23 protein-coding genes are annotated in these 23,239 nt (G+C 57.5%); 9 read left to right on the top strand and 14 right to left on the bottom strand.

Translation table 11 applies throughout. The features are described 5' to 3' along the window. Positions 1-6 precede the first annotated feature (6 nt). Positions 7-2,139, top strand: coding sequence for a lytic transglycosylase domain-containing protein (locus tag FQ179_RS20165; RefSeq protein WP_255475081.1), 2,133 nt, complete (start codon positions 7-9; stop codon positions 2,137-2,139). 20 nt (positions 2,140-2,159) lie between these two features. Beyond that, positions 2,160-3,389 (top strand): tRNA CCA-pyrophosphorylase, encoded by a 1,230-nt coding sequence (locus FQ179_RS20160; RefSeq protein WP_149399150.1) that lies wholly within the window; start codon positions 2,160-2,162, stop codon positions 3,387-3,389. Here the strand turns inward: FQ179_RS20160 and FQ179_RS20155 are convergent. From FQ179_RS20155 to rpe, 10 genes are all read right to left on the bottom strand, one after another. Continuing rightward, positions 3,358-4,572: a class I SAM-dependent methyltransferase gene (locus FQ179_RS20155; protein ID WP_149399148.1), complete on the bottom strand. Its 1,215-nt coding sequence runs from the start codon at positions 4,570-4,572 to the stop codon at positions 3,358-3,360. The genes FQ179_RS20160 and FQ179_RS20155 overlap by 32 nt on opposite strands. Then, positions 4,572-4,751 carry a hypothetical protein gene (locus FQ179_RS20150; RefSeq protein WP_149399146.1) on the bottom strand — a complete coding sequence of 60 codons (180 nt, stop codon included), beginning with the start codon at positions 4,749-4,751 and terminating at the stop codon, positions 4,572-4,574. Before FQ179_RS20150 ends, FQ179_RS20155 begins: the two co-directional genes overlap by 1 nt. A gap of 466 nt (positions 4,752-5,217) precedes the next feature. Next, positions 5,218-6,885 carry a DEAD/DEAH box helicase gene (locus tag FQ179_RS20145; RefSeq protein WP_149399144.1) on the bottom strand — a complete coding sequence of 556 codons (1,668 nt, stop codon included), beginning with the start codon at positions 6,883-6,885 and terminating at the stop codon, positions 5,218-5,220. 391 nt (positions 6,886-7,276) lie between these two features. Continuing rightward, entirely contained in the window at positions 7,277-7,753 is a 477-nt protein-coding gene (locus tag FQ179_RS20140) for an HIT family protein (protein WP_149399142.1), read from the bottom strand. Further along, positions 7,750-8,541 (bottom strand): indole-3-glycerol phosphate synthase TrpC, encoded by a 792-nt coding sequence (gene trpC / locus FQ179_RS20135; RefSeq protein WP_149399141.1) that lies wholly within the window; start codon positions 8,539-8,541, stop codon positions 7,750-7,752. The genes FQ179_RS20140 and trpC overlap by 4 nt, the downstream gene beginning before the upstream one ends. Further along, positions 8,538-9,569: an anthranilate phosphoribosyltransferase gene (trpD, locus tag FQ179_RS20130; RefSeq protein WP_149399139.1), complete on the bottom strand. Its 1,032-nt coding sequence runs from the start codon at positions 9,567-9,569 to the stop codon at positions 8,538-8,540. Before trpD ends, trpC begins: the two co-directional genes overlap by 4 nt. Positions 9,570-9,587: 18 nt before the next feature. Next, a complete protein-coding gene (locus FQ179_RS20125; protein ID WP_149399137.1) occupies positions 9,588-10,151 on the bottom strand; it encodes an aminodeoxychorismate/anthranilate synthase component II in 564 nt (187 codons plus the stop codon). Positions 10,152-10,181: 30 nt separating this feature from the next. Continuing rightward, positions 10,182-11,702 carry an anthranilate synthase component I gene (trpE, locus tag FQ179_RS20120; RefSeq protein WP_149399135.1) on the bottom strand — a complete coding sequence of 507 codons (1,521 nt, stop codon included), beginning with the start codon at positions 11,700-11,702 and terminating at the stop codon, positions 10,182-10,184. Positions 11,703-11,916: 214 nt separating this feature from the next. Further along, entirely contained in the window at positions 11,917-12,609 is a 693-nt protein-coding gene (locus tag FQ179_RS20115) for a phosphoglycolate phosphatase (RefSeq protein ID WP_149399133.1), read from the bottom strand. Positions 12,610-12,636: 27 nt separating this feature from the next. Further along, entirely contained in the window at positions 12,637-13,338 is a 702-nt protein-coding gene (gene rpe / locus FQ179_RS20110) for a ribulose-phosphate 3-epimerase (RefSeq protein WP_149399131.1), read from the bottom strand. Between the two features lie 110 nt (positions 13,339-13,448). On the opposite strand from rpe, the gene apaG reads away from it, so the two are divergent. The 6 genes from apaG (at position 13,449) to FQ179_RS20085 (ending at position 18,641) form a co-directional block, all read left to right on the top strand. Continuing rightward, a complete protein-coding gene (apaG, locus tag FQ179_RS20105; protein WP_149399129.1) occupies positions 13,449-13,823 on the top strand; it encodes a Co2+/Mg2+ efflux protein ApaG in 375 nt (124 codons plus the stop codon). A 98-nt stretch (positions 13,824-13,921) separates the two neighbouring features. Beyond that, positions 13,922-15,202 (top strand): murein transglycosylase A, encoded by a 1,281-nt coding sequence (locus FQ179_RS20100; RefSeq protein WP_149399127.1) that lies wholly within the window; start codon positions 13,922-13,924, stop codon positions 15,200-15,202. After that, the gene (locus tag FQ179_RS20095) at positions 15,199-16,392 is read left to right on the top strand and encodes a UbiH/UbiF family hydroxylase (RefSeq protein ID WP_149399125.1); all 1,194 of its coding nucleotides are present in this window, start codon (positions 15,199-15,201) and stop codon (positions 16,390-16,392) included. Before FQ179_RS20100 ends, FQ179_RS20095 begins: the two co-directional genes overlap by 4 nt. A gap of 37 nt (positions 16,393-16,429) precedes the next feature. Next, complete coding sequence (locus tag FQ179_RS20090; RefSeq protein WP_149399123.1) at positions 16,430-17,284, top strand: DsbC family protein; 855 nt, start codon at positions 16,430-16,432, stop codon at positions 17,282-17,284. Between the two features lie 172 nt (positions 17,285-17,456). Continuing rightward, the gene (locus FQ179_RS22385) at positions 17,457-17,624 is read left to right on the top strand and encodes a hypothetical protein (RefSeq protein ID WP_188074672.1); all 168 of its coding nucleotides are present in this window, start codon (positions 17,457-17,459) and stop codon (positions 17,622-17,624) included. An 84-nt stretch (positions 17,625-17,708) separates the two neighbouring features. Further along, the gene (locus FQ179_RS20085; protein ID WP_149399479.1) at positions 17,709-18,641 is read left to right on the top strand and encodes a glyoxylate/hydroxypyruvate reductase A; all 933 of its coding nucleotides are present in this window, start codon (positions 17,709-17,711) and stop codon (positions 18,639-18,641) included. Positions 18,642-18,652: 11 nt separating this feature from the next. Here the strand turns inward: FQ179_RS20085 and FQ179_RS20080 are convergent, their stop codons facing one another. From FQ179_RS20080 to FQ179_RS20065, 4 genes are all read right to left on the bottom strand, one after another. Then, on the bottom strand, positions 18,653-19,045 hold the full coding sequence (locus FQ179_RS20080; protein WP_149399121.1) for a hypothetical protein: 393 nt from the start codon (positions 19,043-19,045) through the stop codon (positions 18,653-18,655). 352 nt (positions 19,046-19,397) lie between these two features. After that, entirely contained in the window at positions 19,398-20,342 is a 945-nt protein-coding gene (locus tag FQ179_RS20075) for a succinylglutamate desuccinylase/aspartoacylase family protein (RefSeq protein ID WP_149399119.1), read from the bottom strand. Between the two features lie 50 nt (positions 20,343-20,392). Beyond that, a complete protein-coding gene (locus FQ179_RS20070; protein WP_149399117.1) occupies positions 20,393-21,379 on the bottom strand; it encodes a tripartite tricarboxylate transporter substrate binding protein in 987 nt (328 codons plus the stop codon). Between the two features lie 300 nt (positions 21,380-21,679). Continuing rightward, positions 21,680-22,594, bottom strand: a complete 915-nt coding sequence (locus FQ179_RS20065) for a LysR family transcriptional regulator (protein ID WP_149399115.1) — start codon at positions 22,592-22,594, stop codon at positions 21,680-21,682. Between the two features lie 77 nt (positions 22,595-22,671). Here FQ179_RS20065 and FQ179_RS20060 point away from each other — a divergent pair, with 77 nt between their 5' ends. After that, on the top strand, positions 22,672-23,103 hold the full coding sequence (locus FQ179_RS20060) for a secondary thiamine-phosphate synthase enzyme YjbQ (protein ID WP_149399113.1): 432 nt from the start codon (positions 22,672-22,674) through the stop codon (positions 23,101-23,103). The last annotated feature ends 136 nt before the right edge of the window (positions 23,104-23,239 follow it).

The following is a 23,239-nucleotide window of genomic DNA, read 5'->3' as shown; positions in this document are numbered from 1 at the left end:
TGCCTCATGCTCCTGGCCACTATCTCTGCATGTACCGGCGCCGAGCGCACCGCGAGCCGGGCCAATGCGTCCAGTACAGATGCCGGGGCTCAGCCGGCTGTCGCAAAAGCTTTGAAGCAAACTGACTTGCGCCATGGCCTGGCCCCTCTCGATACCGCTGATGTCGTTCAGGTTGCTTCGTTACAAGGGGCTATGCCGAATCTTGCCGCAGGCGTGCGCGGCCTCGACACCCCTACTGGCCCGGGTACTGTTACCCTGGTCGCCCCCGAGCGTGCCCGCCAGGCCCTGATTCAGGCACGCGAGGCGCGTCAAAAGAAAGACTGGGTCGCGCTGGACGCGCAATTGCCTGAAGCCCGCGCTGACCTGCTGCTCGGTGCCTATGCTGAATACTGGAAGCTTTACCAAGCCCTGCAAGACAACTCTCAGTTGACGCCCGAAGGGCAAATACGGGCGTTTATCCAAAAACACCACGGCACGTATCTGGGTGATCGCCTGCAGGGCGACTGGCTGGTCGTGGCTACGCGCGCTGGTAACTACAGTCTGGCTGCAAGCTTGGGCCCATTAATCAATACCGACGCCACCGAGAAGTGTTCTTTGCTGCATGCTATGCATATGACGGGGCAGCCCGTCAGCGCCAGCCAGGCGCTTGACGCATTCAAGCCGGTGCAGGCATGTTGGGTCATGCTTAATCAGCTCTCAAAAAGCCAGGTGGTAGGTTGGGACGATATCGAGCCGCAACTGCGCGCCATTGTTGAGACCAATAAAACGGCTGTCGCGCGCCGTATGGCATCCATACTTTTCACGCCGGCCGAAATGACGCAGTACTCGGCCATGATGAAAAGCCCTAAAAACTGGCTTTCTGGGCGCGGCGCACCTGCTACGCGTGCCGAAACCGAGATTACGACTATTGCTCTTTCGCGCCTGGCCTATGGTGATCAGCGCGATGCCAATGCCGCTTATGTTGAAAGCCAGTGGGCCAGCCGTCTGCCCCAACAGAATATCGAATGGGTTTGGAGCCAGTTCGGTCTTATTGCCGCGCTCAACCTCGATCCAAATGCGGCGCGCTGGTACCGGCGCTCGGGTACGCTGCCGCTTACCGATTACAGCCATGCCTGGCAGGTGCGGTCTGAACTGCGTCAGCCCAGCATAGACTGGGCTCGCGTGGCCAGCGCGATCCAACGTATGTCTGACAGGCAGGCCGCCGAGCCGGTCTGGGTGTATTGGGCCGGTCGGGCTGATGCTGCCCGCGGCGATCAGGCCAGTGCCAACAAGCGCTACGCGTCCATTGCCGATGAGCTAGATTTTTATGGCCAACTTGCCACCGACGAATTGGGCAAGACGCCTTCGCTTCCACCCAGGCCAGAGCCGGTTACTGCTGCCGAAATCAAGCAGGCTCGCAATAACCCGGGCCTGCGTCGTGCGGTAGAACTCTTCCATCTGGGGTGGCGCCCCGAAGCCGTGCCCGAGTGGGTCTTTGCCGTGAGAGGCCTAAATGACAGACAGCTGCGGGCTGCTGCCGAGCTGGCGCGCGAAGAGCATATCTATGATCGCGTCGTCAATACGTCATTGCTGACACGGGATGAGGTCGATTTTTCGCAGCGCTTTATCGCGCCTTTTGAAGGCAAGGTTGCCCAGAAAGCTCATGAAATTAACCTTGATCCAGCCTGGGTGTACGGGCTGATCCGGCAAGAGTCGCGGTTTATTACTGATGCCAGGTCACATGTGGGCGCCTCAGGGCTCATGCAGCTTATGCCCGCCACGGCACGCTGGGTGGCCAATAAAATTGGCATGTCTGATTTTCGGCCGTCGTCGGTCAATGATTTTGATACCAACACGATATTGGGTACCAACTACCTCAGCATGGTGCTTAATAACCTGAGTGGTAATGAGGTGCTGGCAACGGCAGGCTACAACGCCGGGCCTGGGCGGTCGATTTCGTGGCGGTCTACACTGTCGGCCCCGGTAGAAGGAGCGGTTTTTGCCGAAACCATACCTTTTACTGAAACTCGGCTTTATGTCAAAAACGTTATGTCCAACACCATTTATTACTCCATGATGTTTACCGGCAAGCCCCAGTCGCTCAAGCAGCGCCTGGGCACTGTTACCCCCGCGCCTGGCCGCCAGGCCAGCCTGCCTTAAGCGTTTGCGCAAGCTTGACCATGACTAAACCAGACACCTCGGTCCGGTCCGAGGGGGCCGCCATCGCTAACCGCCTTCTTGATGCCGACCCGGTCACGCAGGGGCTAAAGGTATATATCGTAGGGGGCGCCGTGCGCGATGCGCAGCTGGGCCTGCCCGCAGGTGATCGTGACTGGGTAGTCGTGGGCACCACGCCCGAAGAGATGGCTCGTCGTGGTTTTATCCCGGTGGGTGGTGATTTTCCGGTGTTTTTGCACCCGATCACCAAAGAAGAGTATGCGCTGGCGCGCACCGAGCGTAAATCAGGCCGCGGTTATAAAGGGTTTACGTTTTATACCGGCTCTGATGTCAGCCTCGAAGATGACTTGGGCCGTCGCGACCTTACCGTCAATGCGATTGCTCAGGCACCCGATGGCCATCTTATCGATCCTCTCAATGGCTATGCCGATCTGCAGAACAAGGTGCTGCGCCACGTAGGGCAGGCGTTTGTCGAAGACCCCGTCAGACTGCTGCGGTTGGCGCGTTTTGCAGCTCGGTTTGATACGTTCTCGATTGCGCCGCAAACCTTGCAACTTGCCCGGCGCCTGGTAGAAGAAGGCGAAGTCGATGCGTTGGTGCCCGAGCGGGTGTGGCGTGAGGTGGCCAAGGGCATGATGACCGCCCAGCCAGGTCGCATGTTTGACGTGTTAAATGATACGGGTGCGCTGGCAAGGGTACTGCCGAGCCTGTTGTTTGACAGCCAGGTGCTTTCGGGCGAATTGGCGTGTGCGGCCCACAATCGTCTGGGTTTGCCCGCACGCTTTGCAATTTTGTGCAGGCTGTCTGAACAGCCCGAGCAAATTGGCCGCCACGTTCGTGCCCCCACCGAGTGTATTGATTATTCGCGGCTGTTGCCGGTGTTACTGAGCGCTCTTTTGCCCTCTTCTAGCTCCAATGCGCACCAGGGGCAACAGGGGCAACAGGGGCAACAGGGGCAAACAGAACACTGGCTGGATCTGATGGAGCGTTGCGACGCTTTGCGTAAGCCAGACCGATTTCTGGATCTGCTTGCTGCAGCCGCATGCGTCGGTGATGTGGATATTGCCGCCTGGCGCGCTCGTGTTGATGCTGTGCGCAGTGTGGATGCCGGAGCCGTCGCCCGGGCAGCAAAGGGCGACCCCGCGAAAATCAAGCCTGCCCTGAGGCAGGCCCGATTAAAGGCACTGGAAGCCGACTGCGTTACAGACGATCGCGACGATCACCGCGCATAAACCCGAGTAGCGGGCCGTCGATCTGGCGGCTTACAGCGAGCACCTTGAAGAGTTCGCCCATTTCGGCTTCTGACAGCAGCTTTTGAACAGCGGACAGATCGCGCCCCTGAGCCAAGGCGTCGGCGTCCTGGCCATCGGGCGGGGTAAGCAGATCAATAATGCCTGAATTCATCAAAAATCGCGCTTGTGAGGTGTAGCCCAGCACGTCCAGCCCGCCCGCCAGGGCGGCATCGGCCATGGCAGTGAAATCGACATGAGCGGTAATGTCTTGCAGGCCCGGGTAAATCAGTGGCTGGCTGTGGGTATGATGGCGAAAATGGCACATAAGCGTACCTTCAGCTCGCTGGGGGTGGTAATACTCGCGTTGCGGGAAGCCATAATCGATGAGCAGGGCTGCGCCCTGTTTCAGCCAGCCGCCCAGTTCCCGCATCCACGCCTCGGCCTGCAGGTTTATCTCTGACTGGTAGCCCGGCAAAGCCGGCATGCGTTCGCTTACGAGTCGCTCAAGCTCAGGTGGCGCCCTGCGCAAGGCAAGTTCAAATACTGGGGTGTCATCTGGGCCTTTCGGGGAGGCTGCCGTGTCGGCCTGCGCCATACGTACGCCAACTTCCAGCAGATCGCCATTGTCATCCCACTTGAACAATGTGGTTGGCATGGCATCGAGTACTTCATTGGCCAGGACGCACCCGGTGAACGCCTGCGGCAGTTCGGCTAGCCATGTTACCGAGCTTGAAACCCCGGCCAGCGTCGCCTGCTGGCGCGCTCGTAAATCTGGCGAAAGCTCGAGTATGCGGTAATCAGGCTCTATGCCCAGTTGTTGCAGAGCAGGGATGAGCGAGGCTGCCAGTGCGCCGGTACCTGCACCAAACTCAAGCACCTGTGTTGATGTGCTTGCCTGCAAAACCTGCGCAACTTGCCGAGCCAGTGCCTGGCCAAACAAAGGTGTCATTTCGGGTGCGGTTGTAAAGTCGCCCTCGGGGCTGCGGCTGGCCAGCTTGGTGCTTCCGGCTACATAGTAGCCAAGCCCGGGCGCATAGAGCGCCAGCCCCATCCACTGTTCAAAAGGCAAAAAGCCATCGTTGGCATGAATGCGATCTTTAAGCATGTGGCAGACCGCTGTACAGTGTTGCGCTGCATCAGCGTCGAGGCGCGGCAGGCCTTCAGGAATCTGTGAGGAATGCATTATTTGTCTTTTTGCCTGTCTTTTTGCTGATTGATAACCCACAGGCTATGACACATGGAAACCAGAAAACCCGCAAGTAGCGCCACGATAATGGCGACGATATAGTTGTTGAAGACGATCCATAGCGGAAGCGACAACAGGAAGGAGAGCAGGAGAGGCCTGCGGACCAGCTGATTCATGAGGTGTTAAAACCTGGGGCCGCGCCGGGTTGCGTAAAGAGTGTAATGCGGCCAGTAGCGGCGCATGCCGCAGCCGCTTATTGTAATGGAGTGGCTGACAGATGACGAAGCAGGCCTGCCAAGGCTGCAAATGACGTGACTGTTTACGTGTGGCGTGAGTTGAAAATAGCCCGCCAGCCGTCGGCATTAATTAGAATGCGCCAGCTATCGGAACAAATGCCGCAGGCCGCGCAAAATGCTGTCGCGTCTTACGCACGTAATAGGCCACTGGCATTAATAAAAATGTCTCAGGTATCGAAACAAATACCGGAGGTTGGGGCAAAATGCTGTCGCGTCTTGCGCACGTAATGGCCACTGGCACTAATAAAAATGCCCCAGACATCGGGATAACCACCCGAGGCTGGGGCAAGATACTGTCGCGTCGTGCCCACGAATCTGTGGGCGCGGGCATCAATGCAAGGCAGGCTTAGCCAGCGAAATCTTCACGGTGTGCGCTGGATTTTGCCGGGCCGCCAGACTTACCCGCGAAAGCGGGGCGGGCTGGGCGTGCCGACTTGTTGGCTGGCTTGCGGGCAAATTCAGCAGGCCTGGCTGGGCGTGCAGGACGGTCGCCATAAGCAGGACGGTCGGCAGGAGCACTGCGGCCGGCGCCATTTGCAGGACGATCGCTTCGGCTCTTGAAACCCTCTGATGAGGCGCTACGACCAGCATAGCCTTCGCTACGCGGCTTGTAGGAGTCACCACGTGGCTTGAAGCCTTCACGTGCACCGGCAGAAAACGGGTTGCGGCTGTCAGTGCCACGGTCGCCTGCTGCAGCGCCGCCTTGGTAGGCGGGTTTGCCACGGCCTTCGTAGGCGGGCTGGTCACCACGTGCAGGACGATCGCCGAACGGTTTGCGGGCCTGGCCAGGTTTGCCGGCATAGCCGCCGCTACGTGGGGCGCCAAAGCTCTTGCCTTTGCCCTTGTTGCGGTCGGTAAATGTAGGACGTACTGTTTTCTGTGGCTCAAGCCCTGCTATGACTTCCATAGGGATGGGTTGGCCAATGAAGTGCTCAATACGGCGTATTTTATGTCGCTCGGAATGCATGGCCAGCGTAAACGCCAGGCCACTGTTGCCGGCACGGCCGGTACGGCCGATGCGGTGAACGTAGTCTTCGGCCTGCATAGGCAAGTCATAGTTGACGGCGTGGCTAATGCCTTGAACGTCAATGCCTCGTGATGCCACGTCGGTAGCGACCAGAATACGCAGCTTACCTTTCTGCAGCAGACCCAGAGTGCGGGTACGCTGACGCTGGTTCATGTCGCCATGCAGGGCCGCAACGGCGTGACCCTGATTGGACAGGCGGTCAGCCAGGTCGTCGGCGCCACGTTTGGTTGAGGTGAATACGATAGCCTGGTTCAGGTTGGCATCGCTCAATACGTGGTCAAGCAGGCGCATTTTGTGCCCGTTGTCGTCGGCGTAGTAAAGGCTTTGGGTAATGTTGGTGTGTTTTTGTTTTTGGTTTGAGATTTCAATGCGTTGCGGAGTGCGCAGCATTTTGCCAGCCATACGGGCAATGTTGCCATCAAGCGTTGCAGAAAACAGCAGGGTCTGGCGCTCGGCCGGGGTGCGGCTGACAATGTTTTCGATGTCTTCGATAAAACCCATATCGAGCATGCGGTCGGCTTCGTCCAGCACCAGTGTGTGGACGGTAGACAGGTTGACCCGTCCGGCCTGCAGGTGATCGATCAGGCGGCCAGGTGTTGCCACCAGCACATCGACGCGACGTGAAAGTGCCTTGAGCTGGGCACCGTAAGGCATGCCGCCAACTACGATGGCAATGCGCAGATCTTTAATGTGCGCGCCATACTGTTTGGTAGCATCAGCGACTTGCATGGCAAGTTCGCGAGTGGGTGTCAGCACCAGTACCTGCACGCCAGTGCCCTTGTTGGACGGCATGTTGGCGATGCGGTTAAGCGCTGGCAGCATGAAGGCGGCGGTTTTGCCACTGCCTGTCTGCGAAGAGACCATCAAGTCGTGGCCTTCTAGCGCCTGAGGGATGGCAGCGGACTGCACATCAGTAGGGGTAGTGAAGCCAGTTTTTTGGATGGCAGACAGCAGAATGGGCGATAGGCCCAGTGTTTCAAAAGACATGAGTATCCTTGGCCGCGAAAAAGCGGCGTGCGCGTAGCGTGGGCAGCTATTTGAAAGCCCGTTACGCTGGTTGATCAGGAGCATCGTGCCGACCGAATCAACCTAAGAAACAACGTACAAGGACGCAGCGCAAGGCAAGGAGGTCAGGGAGCGATGGCGTTCGACATGGGTGCTGAGGAGTCAGTCAACTGCTATGACACAGCGAGAAGCCGTATGAAAATGTCGACGCATTGGAATGCAGTGGCCGAATTATAACTACATTTTGTTCTAAGGGAAACCCCCAATGTTGTAATCATGCTACGGACAGGTGCAAAACCTGTGTTGACTGGGCGTTACGGGGGAGCTGTCAGGCATGTGGGCCCGACAGCTCGTTCATGCCGGGGTATGGCGGCTAAGCCCCGTGCGACGGCGATTGCCTGGCGCTGGCCTCCAGGCGGGCTGCCAGTAACGCGTGGTAGCGCGGCAGCTGTTCTACGATGTCGACCAGTTGCTCTTCCCATGCGTCATTTTGTGCCTGGGTGCGTTCGGGCGCCCGTGCCCAGATGGCTTCCGGAAAATGGCTGTCAAAGCGCCAGCGCGGTATGACATGCCAGTGCAAGTGCGGCACCATATTGCCGAACTGCGCCAAATTAATTTTGCTGGGTCGCAGCACATCGCGCTGGGCCTGTTCAACCTGCCACACTATCTCCATGATGGCCACCCGGTCGCTGGGGCTGAGCTGGGTCATTTCGGCCACATGCTGCTTCCATATAACCCGAGTAAAGCCTGGATAGCGGGGGTCATCGACATGGATGACCCGCAGGTTTTGGTTTTGCCACAGTACATTTTCGTCGGTAGCCGTGCATAAGGGACAGTTGGGATGAATCATGTAAAAAACAACTCTTGCAGGGCAATTCCAGGTTCTGGCGCGCGCATAAAGGCCTCGCCCACCAGAAAGGCCTCCACACCGTTATCGCGCATGAGCTTGACGTCATCAACAGCGAGAATGCCGCTCTCGGTAATAATGCGCTTATCTTCGGGGATATCTGGCAACAGGCTGAGTGTGGTTTGCAGCGAGGTTTCAAACGTACGCAGATTACGGTTATTGATGCCGAGCAGCGACGTTTTAAGTTGCAGGGCGATCTCAAGCTCTGCCCGGTCATGGACCTCAACCAGAACGTCCATGCCCAGCTCGGTTGCTATGATTTCGAACTCTTTAAGCTGGGAGGGAGACAGGGCCGCGACGATAAGCAGAATGCAGTCGGCGCCGATAGCGCGGCCATGGATGATTTGATACGGGTCAATGATGAAGTCTTTGCGCAGTACGGGCAGGGTGCAGGCAGCGCGTGCCTGACGCAGATAGTCGTAGGAGCCTTGAAAATACTGTACATCGGTCAATACTGACAGGCAGGCCGCACCATGTGCGGCATACGATGAGGCGATTTCGGCGGGGTTGAAGCTTTCGCGGATAATGCCTTTAGACGGGGAAGCCTTTTTGATCTCGGCGATAACGCCAGGCTTGCCCTGAGCTATTTTTTCTTCAATGACACGGGCAAAGCCGCGCAGGTCTTTACGGCTTTTTGCTTCGCGCAGAACCTCGGATTCGCTGCGCATTTGCCGTGCCGTTGTTACCTCTGCCCTTTTGGTGGCGAGGATCTTGGCAAGAATATCATTCATGCTGAGAGCGTCCTTGTAAGGGTACTGAACTCGTCCAGCTTGGCCCTGGCCGCGCCGTTTTCAATGGCTTCAAATGCCAGTTTTATGCCGTCGGCAATCGAGTCAGATTTATTGCCTGCATAAATGGCCAGGCCAGCGTTATAAGCTACGATATCACGGGCAGGCCCCACAACGTTGCCGAGCGCTTCGAGCACCATGGCGGCAGATTCCTGACGGTTACTTACCTTGATGCTGCGATTGGACACCATGGCCATGCCAAAGTCTTCAGGGTGAATTTCATACTCCCGTACTTTGCCATCGCGCAGCTCGCCTACCAGCGTGGCCGCGCCCAGTGACCCTTCGTCCATGCCATCTTTGCCGTGCACAATCAGCACGTGCTTTGATCCCAGACGCTCGAGTACCCGCACCTGAATACCGACCAAATCGGCGTGAAACACGCCCATTAGCTGGTTGGCGGCGTTGGCCGGGTTGGTAAGCGGCCCAAGAATATTGAAGAGGGTGCGGACACCCAGCTCTTTGCGCACAGCCGCCACGTTTTTCATGGCGCCATGATGGGCTGGCGCAAACATAAAGCCTATACCGCAAAGCGCTATGCACTCTTTGACCTTTTCAGGCGAGAGCGTAATGTGTACGCCCAGTTCTTCGAGTACATCTGCGCTGCCTGAAGACGATGAGGCGCTGCGCCCGCCATGCTTGGCGATCTTGACCCCCTGTGCGGCGGCCACAAACATGGCGGCGGTTGAAATATTGAATGTGCTGGAGCCGTCACCCCCAGTGCCGCACATATCAAGCAGCTCGCCGGGGTTGTCAGCGTGCACCGGCAAGGCAAACTCACGCATGACCTCGGCGGCGGCGGCAATTTCGCCGACAGTTTCTTTTTTGACACGCAAGCCCATCAGCAGAGCGCTTGCGATTTGCGGGGTCATCTCACCGCGCATGAGCATGCGCATGAGGTGCAGCATTTCGTCGTGAAATATTTCGCGATGCTCGATACAGCGGGCCAGTGCTTCGGATGGCGTAATAGTCATGGTTGTCCTTTGCGTGTGTCAGATATCGAGAAAGTTTTGCAGTAATGCGTGACCGTGTTCGCTGAGCACAGATTCGGGATGAAATTGCACACCATATACGGGCAGGGTTTTGTGCCTTACCCCCATAATCTCGCCGTCGTCTGTTTCGGCGGTGATCTCGAGGCACTCGGGCAGGGTATTGCGATCAATAGCCAGCGAGTGGTACCGCGTTACGGTAAAGGGCGAGGGCAGCCCCTTGAAAACATCGGTGCCGCGATGGGTAATGCTGGACACCTTACCGTGCATAATTTGTTGGGCCCGCACGATGTCGCCACCGTACGCCGCGCCTATGGCCTGATGGCCCAGGCAAACGCCCAAAATAGGCAGTGTGCCCGCAAAGTGACGAATAAGCGCTATGGATATGCCCGCTTCAGCGGGTGAACAAGGGCCTGGCGATATGCAAATGCGCGTGGGTGCCAGTGCTGCGATTTCTTCGACCGTGGTCTGGTCGTTGCGCAGCACCTTCACCTCTTCGCCCAGTTCGCCAAAATACTGCACCAGGTTGTAGGTAAACGAATCGTAGTTATCAAGCATCAATAGCATGCTGTTTCTCCTGGGTTGATGCTTTGTTGTTTAAATGGGTTCATCGAGGCCGTACTGCACTTGTTCTGCGGCGCGCAACACGGCGCGCGCTTTGGCTTCGGTTTCTTGCCATTCTTTTTCAGGGTCAGAGTCTGCCACAATGCCCGCAGCTGCCTGCACATACAGCATGCCGTCCTTGACGATGCCGGTGCGTATGGCAATGGCCACATCCATTTCGCCACCGTAGCTGATGTAGCCGGCAGCGCCGCCGTAAATGCCACGACGCACGGGCTCGAGCTCGTCGATAATTTCCATGGCGCGCACTTTGGGTGCACCAGTAAGTGTGCCGGCCGGGAAGGCGGCGCGCAGTACGTCCATATTGCTCATGCTTTCATCGAGCTCGCCGGCCACATTGGAGACCAGATGCATGACATGTGAATAGCGTTCAATGCTCATGGTGTCAGTGACCTTGACCGTACCCGTTTTGGCTACCCGGCCAACGTCGTTGCGTGCCAGGTCAATGAGCATGACGTGTTCGGCACGCTCTTTGGGATCAGCAAGCAGCTCTTCGGCGAGCGATGCGTCTTCTTCTGGCGTGGAGCCGCGCCGGCGGGTGCCTGCAAGCGGTCTGATGGTAGCGATGGTTTTGCGGCCACCGGCGTCGTGCACGATTTCCTGGCGCACCAGGATTTCAGGCGATGAGCCCACAACCTGAAAGTTGTCGAAGTTCCAGTAGTACATGTACGGCGAAGGGTTGAGCGAACGCAACGCACGGTAAAGCGAGATGGGTGAATCACGAAAGGGTTTGGTAATGACCTGCCCGATCTGTACCTGCATGACGTCGCCGGCCGTGATGTAGTCTTTGGCCTTGAGCACGGCGTTAATGTAGTCTTTTTTGGCAAAATCGCGACGGATGGTGGTTTGCATGCTGGCGTAGGCATACGGGATGACCACAGGCATGCGCAGTTTTTCGCGCAGTTCTTTAAGCCGTCGACGCGCCTGCGCAAAGGCCTCGGGCTGCGTGGGGTCGGCGTAAACCATAAGATAGGTTCGCCCGGCCAGGTTGTCGACGATAACCAGTTCATCGACCTGCAGCATCATGATGTCGGGGGTGCCTTCGTCTTGCCCCGCAGGGAAAGGCTTTTTGGCTGGCCCGAGGCGGGGTTCGATATTGCGTACGGCGTCGTAGCCAAAATAGCCTGCCAGCCCGCCCGCAAAGCGTGGCATACCAGGCAGCAGCGCCACCTTGAAGCGTTGCTGAAATGCTTCGATAAAGGCCAGCGGATCGCCTTCGTGGCGTTCGACCACCTCACCCTTGGTGATTACTTCGGTGGTTTGGCCGCTGGCGCGAATGACGGTTTTGGCGGGAAGCCCAATAAACGAGTAGCGACCAAAACGTTCGCCGCCCACGACAGACTCCAGAAGGCAGCTGTTGCGCCCGCCTTCGGGGCCGCTGTGCGCCAGCTTGAGATAAATGGCCAGAGGCGTATCAAGATCGGCGTAGGTTTCCGCGATGAGCGGAATACGGTTGTAGCCTTCGGCGGCCAGGGCGTTGAACTCGAGTTCTGTCATAGGGGTCTCTGTGGTTTGCATACAGACCGGGACAGAATCAAAAAAAGCCCGGCCAAATTATTGGGTTCCGGGCTTGATTTTGCTGGTAACACTGGCGGCGCATGGATCAGGTAAGTACGAGACCTGGCGCCGGGAAGAGATTACCGCTACCCAGAACACAAACGCCACCAGCGCCAGGAGGCGCGGGGCGTGTTGCGATAATAATGGGTAGCGTTCATGTTCTTGTAGAGTGTGTAGTGTGGCGAGCAGCCCACTTAGCTGCATCAGCAATAGTCGAAACTATATCATCGACCTGAAGATTGCGCACGTCCATGCCTTCATTGTAACCGTATGGCACAGCCAAGACGGTGATGCCGGCAGCACGCGCAGCCAGCGCATCATTGACTGAATCACCTATGGCCAAAGCCTGTTGCGGCTGTGTGCCCAACTGTTCGCAGGCATACAGCATGGGCATGGGGTCTGGCTTCTTCCTGGCGCACGTATCGCCGCATACCACGGCAGAAAACAGTGAGGCGATGCCAAAACGCGCGAGCAGGGGATGGGTAAATTCAGTTGGCTTGTTGGTGACAATGGCCAATTTGCAGCCCGCCGCCGCAAAGGCTTCAAGGCCTTCAAGCACACCTGGGTACATGCGGGTACCGTCGCCATTGATGCGCAGGTAATGCGTGCCCATTATCGCCAGGCCCTGCTCCACCATAGCCTCGTCGGGCGACTTGCCTTCGGGGTTGTTGGCGAGTGTTTTTTGCACGAGCACCTTCATGCCCTTGCCCACATAAGTGGCCAGCACAGCTTGATCCAGGGGTGCCATACCCAGGTCTTGTCGCATGGCGTTGGAAGCTGCGGCCAGATCAGGAATGGTATCGAGCAGGGTTCCGTCGAGATCCAGCAGTACGGCATTGAAAGACATGGCGGTATTCCGTGGGAAGTACGGGCGTTAGGCTGAGATGGATTCGCCCTTGATGATTTCGACGCGCATGGCGTCAATGACGGCTTTGTAGTCTGGATGCCCAAAAATGGCAGAGCCGGCCACGAAGGTATCGGCACCGGCGGCGCGAATGGCCGCGATATTGTCAACCTTGATGCCCCCGTCTACTTCGAGCGCGATAGGGTGGCCACCCGCCGCCACCCAGGCATCAATTTTGGCGCGTGCCTGTCTGACCTTGTCAAGGGTGCCCGGAATAAACTTTTGCCCACCAAAGCCGGGGTTGACGGACATAAGCAGCACGACATCGACTTTATCCATAACGTAGTTCAACCAGTCGAGTGGGGTGGCCGGGTTGAAAACCAGGCCGGCCAGACAGCCGTGCTCTTTGATGAGCGACAGAGTGCGATCGACGTGTCGTGTAGCCTCAGGGTGAAACGTGATGATATCGGCGCCCGCCTCGGCAAATTGCGGGATAATGGCATCAACCGGCTCAACCATCAGATGCACGTCTATGGGCGCTTTGGTGTGGGGGCGCAAAGCCTCGCATACCATTGGGCCCATCGTCAGGTTGGGTACATAGTGATTATCCATTACGTCAAAATGGATCCAGTCAGCGCCAGCGTCGACGACGTTTTTAACTTCTTCGCCCAAGCGGGCGAAGTCAGCGGCCAGAAGGCTGGGGGCGATACGGGTGGGCTTGGAAAATGGCATAGTCGTAATTGTGCAGAGTGCAAAAGCAGAACAGGGATTGTGTCATTATTGCAGGTTATCGCCCGTTCGCCTGTTGAACATGGCTTAATCCATTCATCCGGAACCCGCGAATGAAACCATACGATATTTCGGTTACCGTTACACCACAGTACTTGCCAGACCAATCCAGGCCTGACGAGCAGCAGTTTGTTTTCGCCTATACGGTGCGCATTACCAATCGCGGCCAGCACGCCGCCCAGGTGATCAGCCGTCATTGGTTCATTACCGATGGTTTGCAACAAACCCAAGAGGTTCGCGGCTTGGGAGTAGTGGGTCAGCAGCCTTTGCTGGCACCTGGTGAAACATTTGAATACACCAGCGGCTGTCCTCTTCCAACCCCGGTGGGTACCATGCGAGGCGCCTACCATTGTGTGGGTGAAAACGGCGTGCCGTTCGAGGTGCCTATTGACGAGTTCATGTTGGCCATGCCGCGCGCACTGCATTAATGCCCATCGTATTCCGTCGCCTGTCATGGCCGCATGGTTTTTGCGGCCAGGTCGCACAAAGCCAGGCTATGTATTAACCCCTGTCATTACGCGAACGTATGAAAAAAATCCTGTTTTCGGCAACGCTTCTGGGTCTGCTCTCCGCCTGCAGCTCTGTGCTGGTCTCTCCTGAGGTGCAGGCGCCAGGTCAGGTGGCCGACATTGCTGCATTGCCATTGACTGTGCCGGCACTTGAAGCCATTCCTGAAACTCCAGCCCGTCCCCTGCAAGGCACGTTTCAGCAGGTGTCCTGGACGGCGCTGCCTGGGTGGCAGGACGACAGCCTTGATCATGTCTGGAAGGCATTCATCAACAACTGCAAGGGGCTGATGCGGCCGGTGTCAGGGTCTTTGGCTCAGCAGGCGCGCGCCACACCCCGGGTGTGGCAGCCTGTATGTGCCGCCGCCGTTCAGTCGGGTCTCGATCCTGAAAACGCCAACACCGTAGCCGTGCGGCAGTTTCTCGAACAACAGCTTCAGCCCTGGCGCCTGCTCGATGCCGCAGGCAAACCTGCACGCAACACCGTAACAGGCTATTACGAGCCTTTGGTGTACGCATCACGCAAGCGCGAGGGCGCCTACCAGTGGCCTTTGTATGCCGTGCCCACTGACTTGCTAACCATAGACTTGGGTTCGGTTTATCCCGAGCTGGCGGGCAAGCGCGTACGGGGCAAGCTCGATGGTAATCGTGTTGTGCCTTATGACACGCGTGCGCAAATCGCCGCGTCGCCCGAGCGTCAGCCTGAGGTGCTGGCCTGGGTTAATGACCCCGTTGAAGCGTTTTTCTTGCAGATACAGGGCTCGGGCCGGGCCCAGCTGCCCGATGGCAGCATGATGCGTCTGGCCTATGCCGATCATAATGGTCGCCCTTATGCTTCCATTGCCACATGGCTGGCCAATAAAGGCGAAATGCCGCTGGCCAAGGCATCCATGAGCAATATCAAAGCCTGGGCCCGCAGCCACCCGGAGCGCGTCCAGGAAATGCTCAATGCCAACCCTGCCATGGTGTTCTTTCGCGAAGAAGCAATTGTTGACCCTGAGCTTGGCCCCAAGGGTGCCTATGCTATCCCCCTGATCGGTCAGCGCTCTGTGGCGGTTGATACAAGCTATGTACCGCTGGGGTCGCCGCTTTATCTCGTCACTACCCATCCGGGATCAAGCCGGCCACTTCAGCGGCTGGTCATGGCCCAGGATACTGGCGCGGCCATCAAGGGCCCGGGTCGTACAGACTTTTACTGGGGCTTTGGCGATGAGGCCGGGGCCGAGGCAGGCCGCATGAAGCAAAGCGGCGACACATGGGTGTTGTGGCCTAAACAGGCGGGAGCGCCTACGGCACGATGAAAAAAGAAAGACACGACAGTATTGTTGTATGCGGCACAAGTCTGGCGGGCCTGGCCACTGCGCTGGGGCTGACCAAGGCAGGCTTCAGTGTGGCGCTTTTGGGGCCACGCAGCGTGCCTACGACGCCTGCGCCTGACGTTTACCATCCACGGGTATACGCTATTTCGGCCACCAGCCAGGCTTTTCTTGCCCGTCTGGGGGTCTGGAATCTTATGGATGCCCGACGCGTCACGCCGGTGCAGGCCATGGAGGTTCATGGTGACGCCAGCGGGGTCGTTAATCTTGATGCCTGGCAGGGTGCCGAAACCGCACTCGCCTGGATCGTCGAGTCTGGCCAAATGGAGCGCGCCCTGCAGCAGGCCGTGCAGTTTTTCGGGATCACCTGGCACGCTGAAAAATTTGAACGCCTCGAGAGCGGGGTGGTGCATACCGACAGCGGTCGTGTGTTGCGCCCTGACCTGTTGATTGGTGCCGATGGCGGGCAATCCCCCGTACGCAAGGCAGCTGGCATTAGTCATCACTCACGTGCTTATGGCGATACCGGAGTCGTAACGCATCTAACCACTGAGCGCCGGCACCAGAACACGGCGGTGCAGTGGTTTACGGGCGATACCGTGCTGGCCCTGCTGCCCATGCCTGACACCGCAGATGGGCATCAGGTTTCCATGGTCTGGTCCATGCCTGAAGCCATGGCTCATGAATTGCTGGCTTTGCCTCCCGAGGGGCGCGCTTCATGGCTTGAATCCAGGCTGGCTGCCGCAACCGGTGGTCGTCTGGGCGCTTTGTCAGTCCGCAGCCCGGTATTTGGTTTTCCCTTGTTCATCGAGCACAGCAGTATGGTCGCGCCCGGTGTTGCTCTGGTCAGCGATGCTGCACACAGAGTCCATCCTCTTGCAGGTCAGGGGCTTAATCTTGGTCTTGGTGACATTGAGGCGCTTGTGGACGTGTTGTCTGCCAAAGAATCATTTCGTGGCGCTGGCGATATACGCGTACTGGAACGTTACCGGCGCGCACGCGCAGAACCGATTTTAGCCATGCGTTTAGCAACTGATGGTCTGCATAAGCTGTTTGCGTCTCAGGCAGCACCGGTCGTACTGGCGCGCAACGTTGGCATGCAGTGCGCTGATCGCCTGCCCTTTGTCAAACGGTTGCTCATTAACGCCGCTGCCGGGGGCAAGCCTGGCGTATGATGATTGACGAAATTTAAGCATTGCAACAGGAGCACATATGCGTTTGCGTTTAGCGGGCTGGCTGGCTACAGCAGCACTGATCAGTCTGCCGGTTTACGGTGTACATGCGTGGGCACAGCAGGCCACAACGACCGAATCAACTGAAAAAGTTACGATCGAACAGCCCGGGCAGGGCGTCAAACCTCAACCGCAGCAAGATGCTGTCGGTGTGTCTGAGACGGCTGCGGGCAATGGCGTCAGTGCGGCAACAGCCACCACGGCGGCTGTCCAGAAAGCATTTGAAAAACGCTTTCCCGAAATTGATGTCGGCGGGGTGGCACCAACGCCATTTGCGGGCCTGTACGAGGTTCAGGTTGGCTCAGACCTGCTGTACGTTAATGCTGATGTCGATTACATATTGCAGGGGTCGCTCATTGACGCCAAGCGTCGCACTGACCTGACGGCCGAACGTATAGATGCGCTGTCGCGGGTTGATTTTGCCGACCTGCCGCTCGATATCGCCATCAAGCAGGTCAAGGGTGACGGCTCACGTGTCATGGCTATTTTTGAAGACCCTAACTGCGGTTACTGCAAGCAGTTGCACAAAACGCTGAATGACGTTGATAACGTTACGATCTATAGCTTTTTATTCCCTATTTTGTCACCTGATTCGACCACTAAGGCCCGAAATATTTGGTGTGCAGAAGATAAAGCAGAGGTCTGGCGCGACTGGATGCTGCGTGGCAAAAAGCCGGCAGAGGCTGAGTGCGAGACGCCGATCGAGCAGTCGCTGGCGTTGGGCAGAAAGCTCAATGTTCAGGGCACGCCGGCTATTTTCTTTGCCGATGGCAGCCGCATCAACGGAGCCTTGCCTCTAAACGCACTAAAGCAAAAACTCGACACGCTGAAATAGTCTGGCTTGTCTTGCTGCCCGTCCTTCATCATGATGAGCAAGGCATAATATATTTGCATGCGCCCACGCTTTGTGGGCGTATTTGCGGTGCTTCGGCGCTTGGCATCAGGGCCATGTGTGGCTTGGGGTTAAGCTTGTAGGGTCACGGGCAGTCTGTTTAAAGGGAGCCGGTATGTCCGATCACGATGTCTTGCACGATAATCATCAGCCCAGGCCACGCGTGTGGCATCTGTTTCTGGGTTTGTTGCTTATTGTTGTGCTGGCCGTCGCCTTGGCGAGTTACTTTACCCCTGTAATCGCCATAGACTGGACCAGTCTGGTCACCATGTGCGGGTTTTGAAGCTGCAGGTCTAATAGAGGCGCATTGGCCGGCCCGGGTGACCGTGGCTCGCCGGGCACAGGTAAATTGGCTATTATGGCCGCTATGAAAGCTATCTTTGCCGCCAGCTCTGGCCTTAATTCCGACGACTGGGTCGCCCCACTGCAAAACGCCTTGCCTGAGGTCGATTTTTACAACTGGGTGCCTGAAGGCCCCGCCATTGGCGCCGAAATCGCTGTCGTCTGGCAGCCGCCCGCCGATATTTTTCAGCGTGAACCTGGCCTGAGGGCTGTGTTTAATTTGGGCGCGGGTGTTGACGCCTTGCTGCGCCTGCCGGGTCTTAGCAAAAACGTCGCCATTTTTCGTCTTGAAGACGGTGGCATGGCTGTGCAGATGGCCGAGTACGCCATTTATGCACTCACCAGGGCCTCACGTCAGTTTGATGTGTATCAGCGCCTGCAATCACAAGAGCAATGGCAGCCCCAGCCAGACATTCGTCGCGCCGACTGGTCTGTAGGGGTCATGGGCATGGGGGTTATGGGTAAAAGGGTGGCCCAGGCCATTGCAGCACTGGGTTACCCCGTGGCTGGCTGGGCCCGCAGCGGCAAGCAGGTACCGGGCATTGATAATTACGCCGGTAGCGGTCACCTTGAAGCGTTTCTAAAGCGAACTCGCGTGCTGGTCAATACACTACCGTTAACGCCCGAAACCACAGGCATTCTCAACCGCCAAACTCTGGGGCTGCTGCAGCCGGGGGCGCATTTGATCAACATGGCTCGTGGCGAACACCTGGTCGAAGAAGACCTGCTCGCGCTGCTCGACAGCGGTCATATGCAAGGTGCAACGCTAGATGTGTTTCAGCAAGAGCCTTTGCCGGCGGGGCATGCTTTCTGGCAACACCCCAATATTACGGTGACGCCCCATATTGCAGGCGCGACACTGCTCGAAGAAGCGGTATCGCAGGTTTCAGAGAAAGTCCGCCAGTTTCTGCGTGGCGAACCTGTGACCGGGCTGGTGTTGCGCGAAAGAGGCTATTAGCAGCTCTGTCGTTATCGACGATGGTGGTGGCCACGGTGGCCATGATGCCTGTTGCGCGAGTACTTTGCTTTCTTGTAATGGCCACGGTTCCAGTTTTTGCCACGGTGATCCCAGCCGTGTTTTTTGTAGTGCTTGTGCCCGCGAGAATTTTTGTAATGCTTGTGCCCATGCGAATGGCTATGGCTGTTTACGGTCAGCACATTACCCAGTACGCCACCGGCTGCGGCACCGCCCAATATCAGCATGGGGTCGCCCTCTGACATGACGGCACCTGCTGCGGCGCCCAGGCCGGCCCCAAGCAATGTATTGGTGGTTTTGCGGTCAGAGGCGTGAGCCCCGCTGACCATCGCCATGGCAAGGGCGCCAACACAGGCGAATCGGGCAAACGTATGCATGAGCTTCATGGCACTGCTCCTGAATGTATCGAAAATTACAAGTTGGGCCCAGCGTATAGGCGATAACCTAGGGGGGCAAGCCGATCAGGCTGTTCTGAAGCCACTTGAAATAATTGCGGCCAATAGTGCTACGGCTGTTACGAGTTTGTTGCCAAAGTGAAGCAATACCCTACGTATTGCGAGGGCGAAGTCGGGAGTTGAGACCGAAATCGAAATCGAGTTTGAATCGGCACCAACACTGGCACTGAAATCGAAAATGACGCCAAGGTGGTGGGCGCGTTGCTGCACATGGCATGTGCAGCAACGGCTGAAATGGGCCGATACGCTGCGTCGGCCATGTCAGCGTTAAGGTCAGCCCGGATCAGCTGGAGTAATTTCTGGCCAGCCTTACTACGGTCACGCCCGCGCGCAACTGACGCAATGAGGGCATGATAAGCGTGCACTGATCATAAGGCGTGACGATAGGCTTGCCATCTGCGTAGCCGATCAGGTCGCCGGCCTTGGGCAGGGTGTCTAGCCCTTGCCAGTTTTGCGCGAAACTGACGTTCATGGATGGTGCCACAACGGCTTGGGTTACTTCGAGCACACGCTGCGAGTCAGGCTGTTGCAGCAACCACTGGGCGGGGGTTTGGTCTGCATCGGCCAGACCTGATTCACGCAGCATGCGTGCCACCATATCGAGCGCGACCCTATGTGATGCAGGGTCACCATGAAAGCCGCACTCCAGCAGCAAGGCGCAGGCCTCTTCCCGAGAGATATCGCCAAATTGTTCAAAGTCACGCAGACGGGTGCCGTCTTTATGGCCTGCATCAATAATGACATGCCTGGGGGTTTTAAGCCTTTGGGCAAGCGCGATGTTGCGCGGCAGCGTGCCAGTCATTAACAATGGTTCGCAAGGCTCATGCATAGAATGCAGATCTAGCAGCCAGTCAGCCTGTTGCACCCATGGCAATAACGCCAGGGCGCGCTTGCGTTCTCGGGTGGTAGCGGCCGAGAGCTTTTCAGCCGTCCATACGCGGTTGAGGTCTTCATCGACATAACGGCTGGCGTCATGATGCTGCAGGTTAAATGCATCGTAGCCGTCAAGATTGCAGAACGCCAGAATAAGCCTGCCTCGCTGTGGGCGAAAACCTGTAGCCAGCAGGTCTTTTAACGCCCAAGCACCACAGAGTTCATTGCCATGGATCAGGGCCGATATCATGAGGGTGCGACCGGGAACGCCAGAGTCAAAAAGCCATACTCCAGGCGTGCCGGTGTTGCCTGTGCGTTCGTGGTGGAGCTGAGGGTATGCAAGCGTGAAGTCCATGGCGGGAGGCTCCTGCGGCCCCGCGTTGTGGGGCCGGTTGCGTGGTAAGGTTATTCGGGCTGTATATTGGCCAGTTTAACCAGACGCGTATATTTTTCTACTTCGCCGCGCTGAAAGGCGACGGGATCAAGGCCTGGTTTATAGAGTGTGGCACCACTTGCAGACAGCCTGTCACGCAACGTGGTCGACTGCAGGCTTTCATTGAGCGCGCTGCGCAGTGTCGACGTAACGTGTTCAGGCAGTTCAGCCGGCCCGTAGAGCGCAAACCATACGTTGATGTCAACCTTCTCGAACCCGGCTGTTTCAGCCAGAGCCGGGATGTCAGGCGCGGCTTGTGAACGCTGTTTTTCGGTGATGCCTAGCGGCACGATAGAACCAGCCTTGACTTGCGGCAAACCCGAAGAAAGCACCAGGTACGCCAGATCAAGTTGCCCACTCATCAGGTCGGAAACCAGCGGTGCGACACCACGGTAGGGCACATGCAGCGTCGACGTGCCGGTTGCCTCGTTGACCATTTCGCCAGAAAGGTGCAGTGCCGTGCCAACGCCAGAGGAGCCGAAGCTGTAGTGGTTGGGTGCCGAAGCCTTGAGTTTTTTCAGGTAGTCGGCGGCAGATTTGATGCCAGACTCTTTGGAGGCTGCCAGCAGCATGGGTTGCGATGCAATCATGCCGATGGGGGTAAAGTCTTTCTGGCCGTCGTACCGTACAGCCTTGTTGATCATGCTGGCGATAACCATTTCATTGGTCGAGCCCAGCAACAGGGTATACCCGTCGGCGGTGCTTCGGGCGACACGCTGCGCAGCTATGGTGCCACCAGCGCCGCCGGCGTTTTCGACAATAACGCTCTTGCCCAGCCGTGACGACAGCTCTTCACCCAGTATGCGGGCCGTAAGATCGACACTGCCTCCGGCCGGGTAGCCGACGACAATGGTGATGGGTTTGGACGGGTAGGTGTCGGCATGTGCTGCAGCGCCCATTAATGTGCTAATAGAGAAAAACGCGGCAAGTACGCCGCGTATTGGTTTGGCCATAGACATATGTCTATCTCCCCTTCAAGTAGTGTTGGTGTGGTGTGAATAAGCCCTTCGCCTGGTTGGCTTGCCGAATGAAGACAAGCCGTTTGCCAAAGGACGGGTCGGGCTATTCTGGGGTGACTTCAGACGGAAGATGTGCGGTTTTGGCACATGATGGTGCTGGTTGAATGCGTGCCATACGCCATACGCCGTGCGCGTGCCGCGTGCCGCGTGCCGCGTGCCGCGTGCCTCATGCCCCATGCCCCATGCCCCATGCCCCATGCCCCATGCCCCATGCCCTGTGTCGCGTGCGCCGAGCCCCGATTATCGTGACTGCTGTGTAAACGACCATGCCGCTTCGGCCAGATCGGACATTTGACCGCGCAGGCGATACAGGCGCACCTCGAAGGCAATTTCATCGCCGCGCCCGCCCAACTGTGTCAGTACGCCCCGGCGACATTCGCCCGTAACCATGGACAGGGGCAGCCAGGCAATACCCAGGCCCTTGAGCGCCGAACCCATGGCTGTGTCGGGTGAGTCGCAGCTTACGGTGGTTACCAGTGGATAGGGGTAGCTCTGGAGCCGATCACCCAGAATGCGCGCCATGGCCAGGCCGCCTGCATAGGTGATGAGCGGCAGTGAGGTGCCGGCGCGATCAGACAGGGCGTAGCGGGGCGTGCCATCGGGCCGTGTGTGGCATACCGGCACAAGCTTGTCGATGGCCAGCGTTATATGGGTAAACTGGTCGGATAGCAGCTCAGTAGAAAGCGCCGGGTGCTCGTAGCAGCACAACAGGTCAATCTTGCCCTGAGCCAGCAGCCTGGCCATGTCGGCCATCATGCCGGTGGTCACATCAATTTGCGTTCCGGGTTTTAGTACAGGCTTGCGTCCTTTGTACAAGCGAGCAATCCAGTCTGCCACCAATGTGCGCGCAAGGCTGCGCCCGGTTGCAATACGAAGGCGGCCATGGCCCCCCGGCTCTGCATTGCGGGCTTGAAAGCGCACGCGATTCAGTTGTTCGATGATCTGACAGGCGGTTTTGTAGACGCTTTCACCTTGTTCGGTGAGCGTGGCAGGCAGCGTTGAGCGGTTTACCAGTGGTGCGCCAATCCAGGTCTCAAGTGCTTTGATACGGCGTCCGAACGCCGGGTGGGTCACATGGCGCTGCTCGGCGGCGCGCACAAAGCTGCCGGCGCGGGCCAGCGCGATAAAATCTTCAAGCAGTTTCAGTTGAGGCATGATGTAGCGGGTTCTTGGAGCGCATGGCGGTATATTGGTGCCTTATGTGGTCACTAACTGAGCCGGACGCAAACATAATGTGGTTTCAAAAAGAGCTGACACTGGTCGAAAGGCCGCGCGGTTTCCATTTGGTTACTCAAGAACTTGTCGGGCAGTTGCCTGAGCTGGCGTCCGTCAACGTGGGCCTGATGCATGTGTTCATACAACACACATCGGCATCATTAACGATTAACGAGAATGCCGATCCAACTGTCAGGGGCGACTTCGAGCGCTATTTCAATCGAGCAGTGCCAGAGAACCAGCCGTATTACGAACACACGTATGAAGGCAGTGATGACCTTCCGGCGCATATAAAAAGTAGTTTGCTCGGAGCCAGTGTGAGTGTGCCGGTCTGGCGCGGGCGATTGCGCCTGGGCACATGGCAGGGCATTTATCTTTGCGAGCACCGCAATTATGGTGGGCCCAGGACTGTCGTGGTAACACTGCAAGGTGAGCGTCAGCAGGCATGAACATGCGCCTGCGCATACGTCGTGTTATGCAGGTTGGACGAAACGGTCAATTGCTAGGGGCACGATCGCCGCCTGATTGTGGTGCTTAAGCCTGAACTGACAAGTCAACACTTTTGCGCAGATCAGCAAAAAGTAT

The organism is Pusillimonas sp. ANT_WB101, from assembly GCF_008369125.1.
Lineage (GTDB): Bacteria > Pseudomonadota > Gammaproteobacteria > Burkholderiales > Burkholderiaceae_B > Allopusillimonas.
This window is presented reverse-complemented; position numbering and strand designations above follow the sequence as displayed.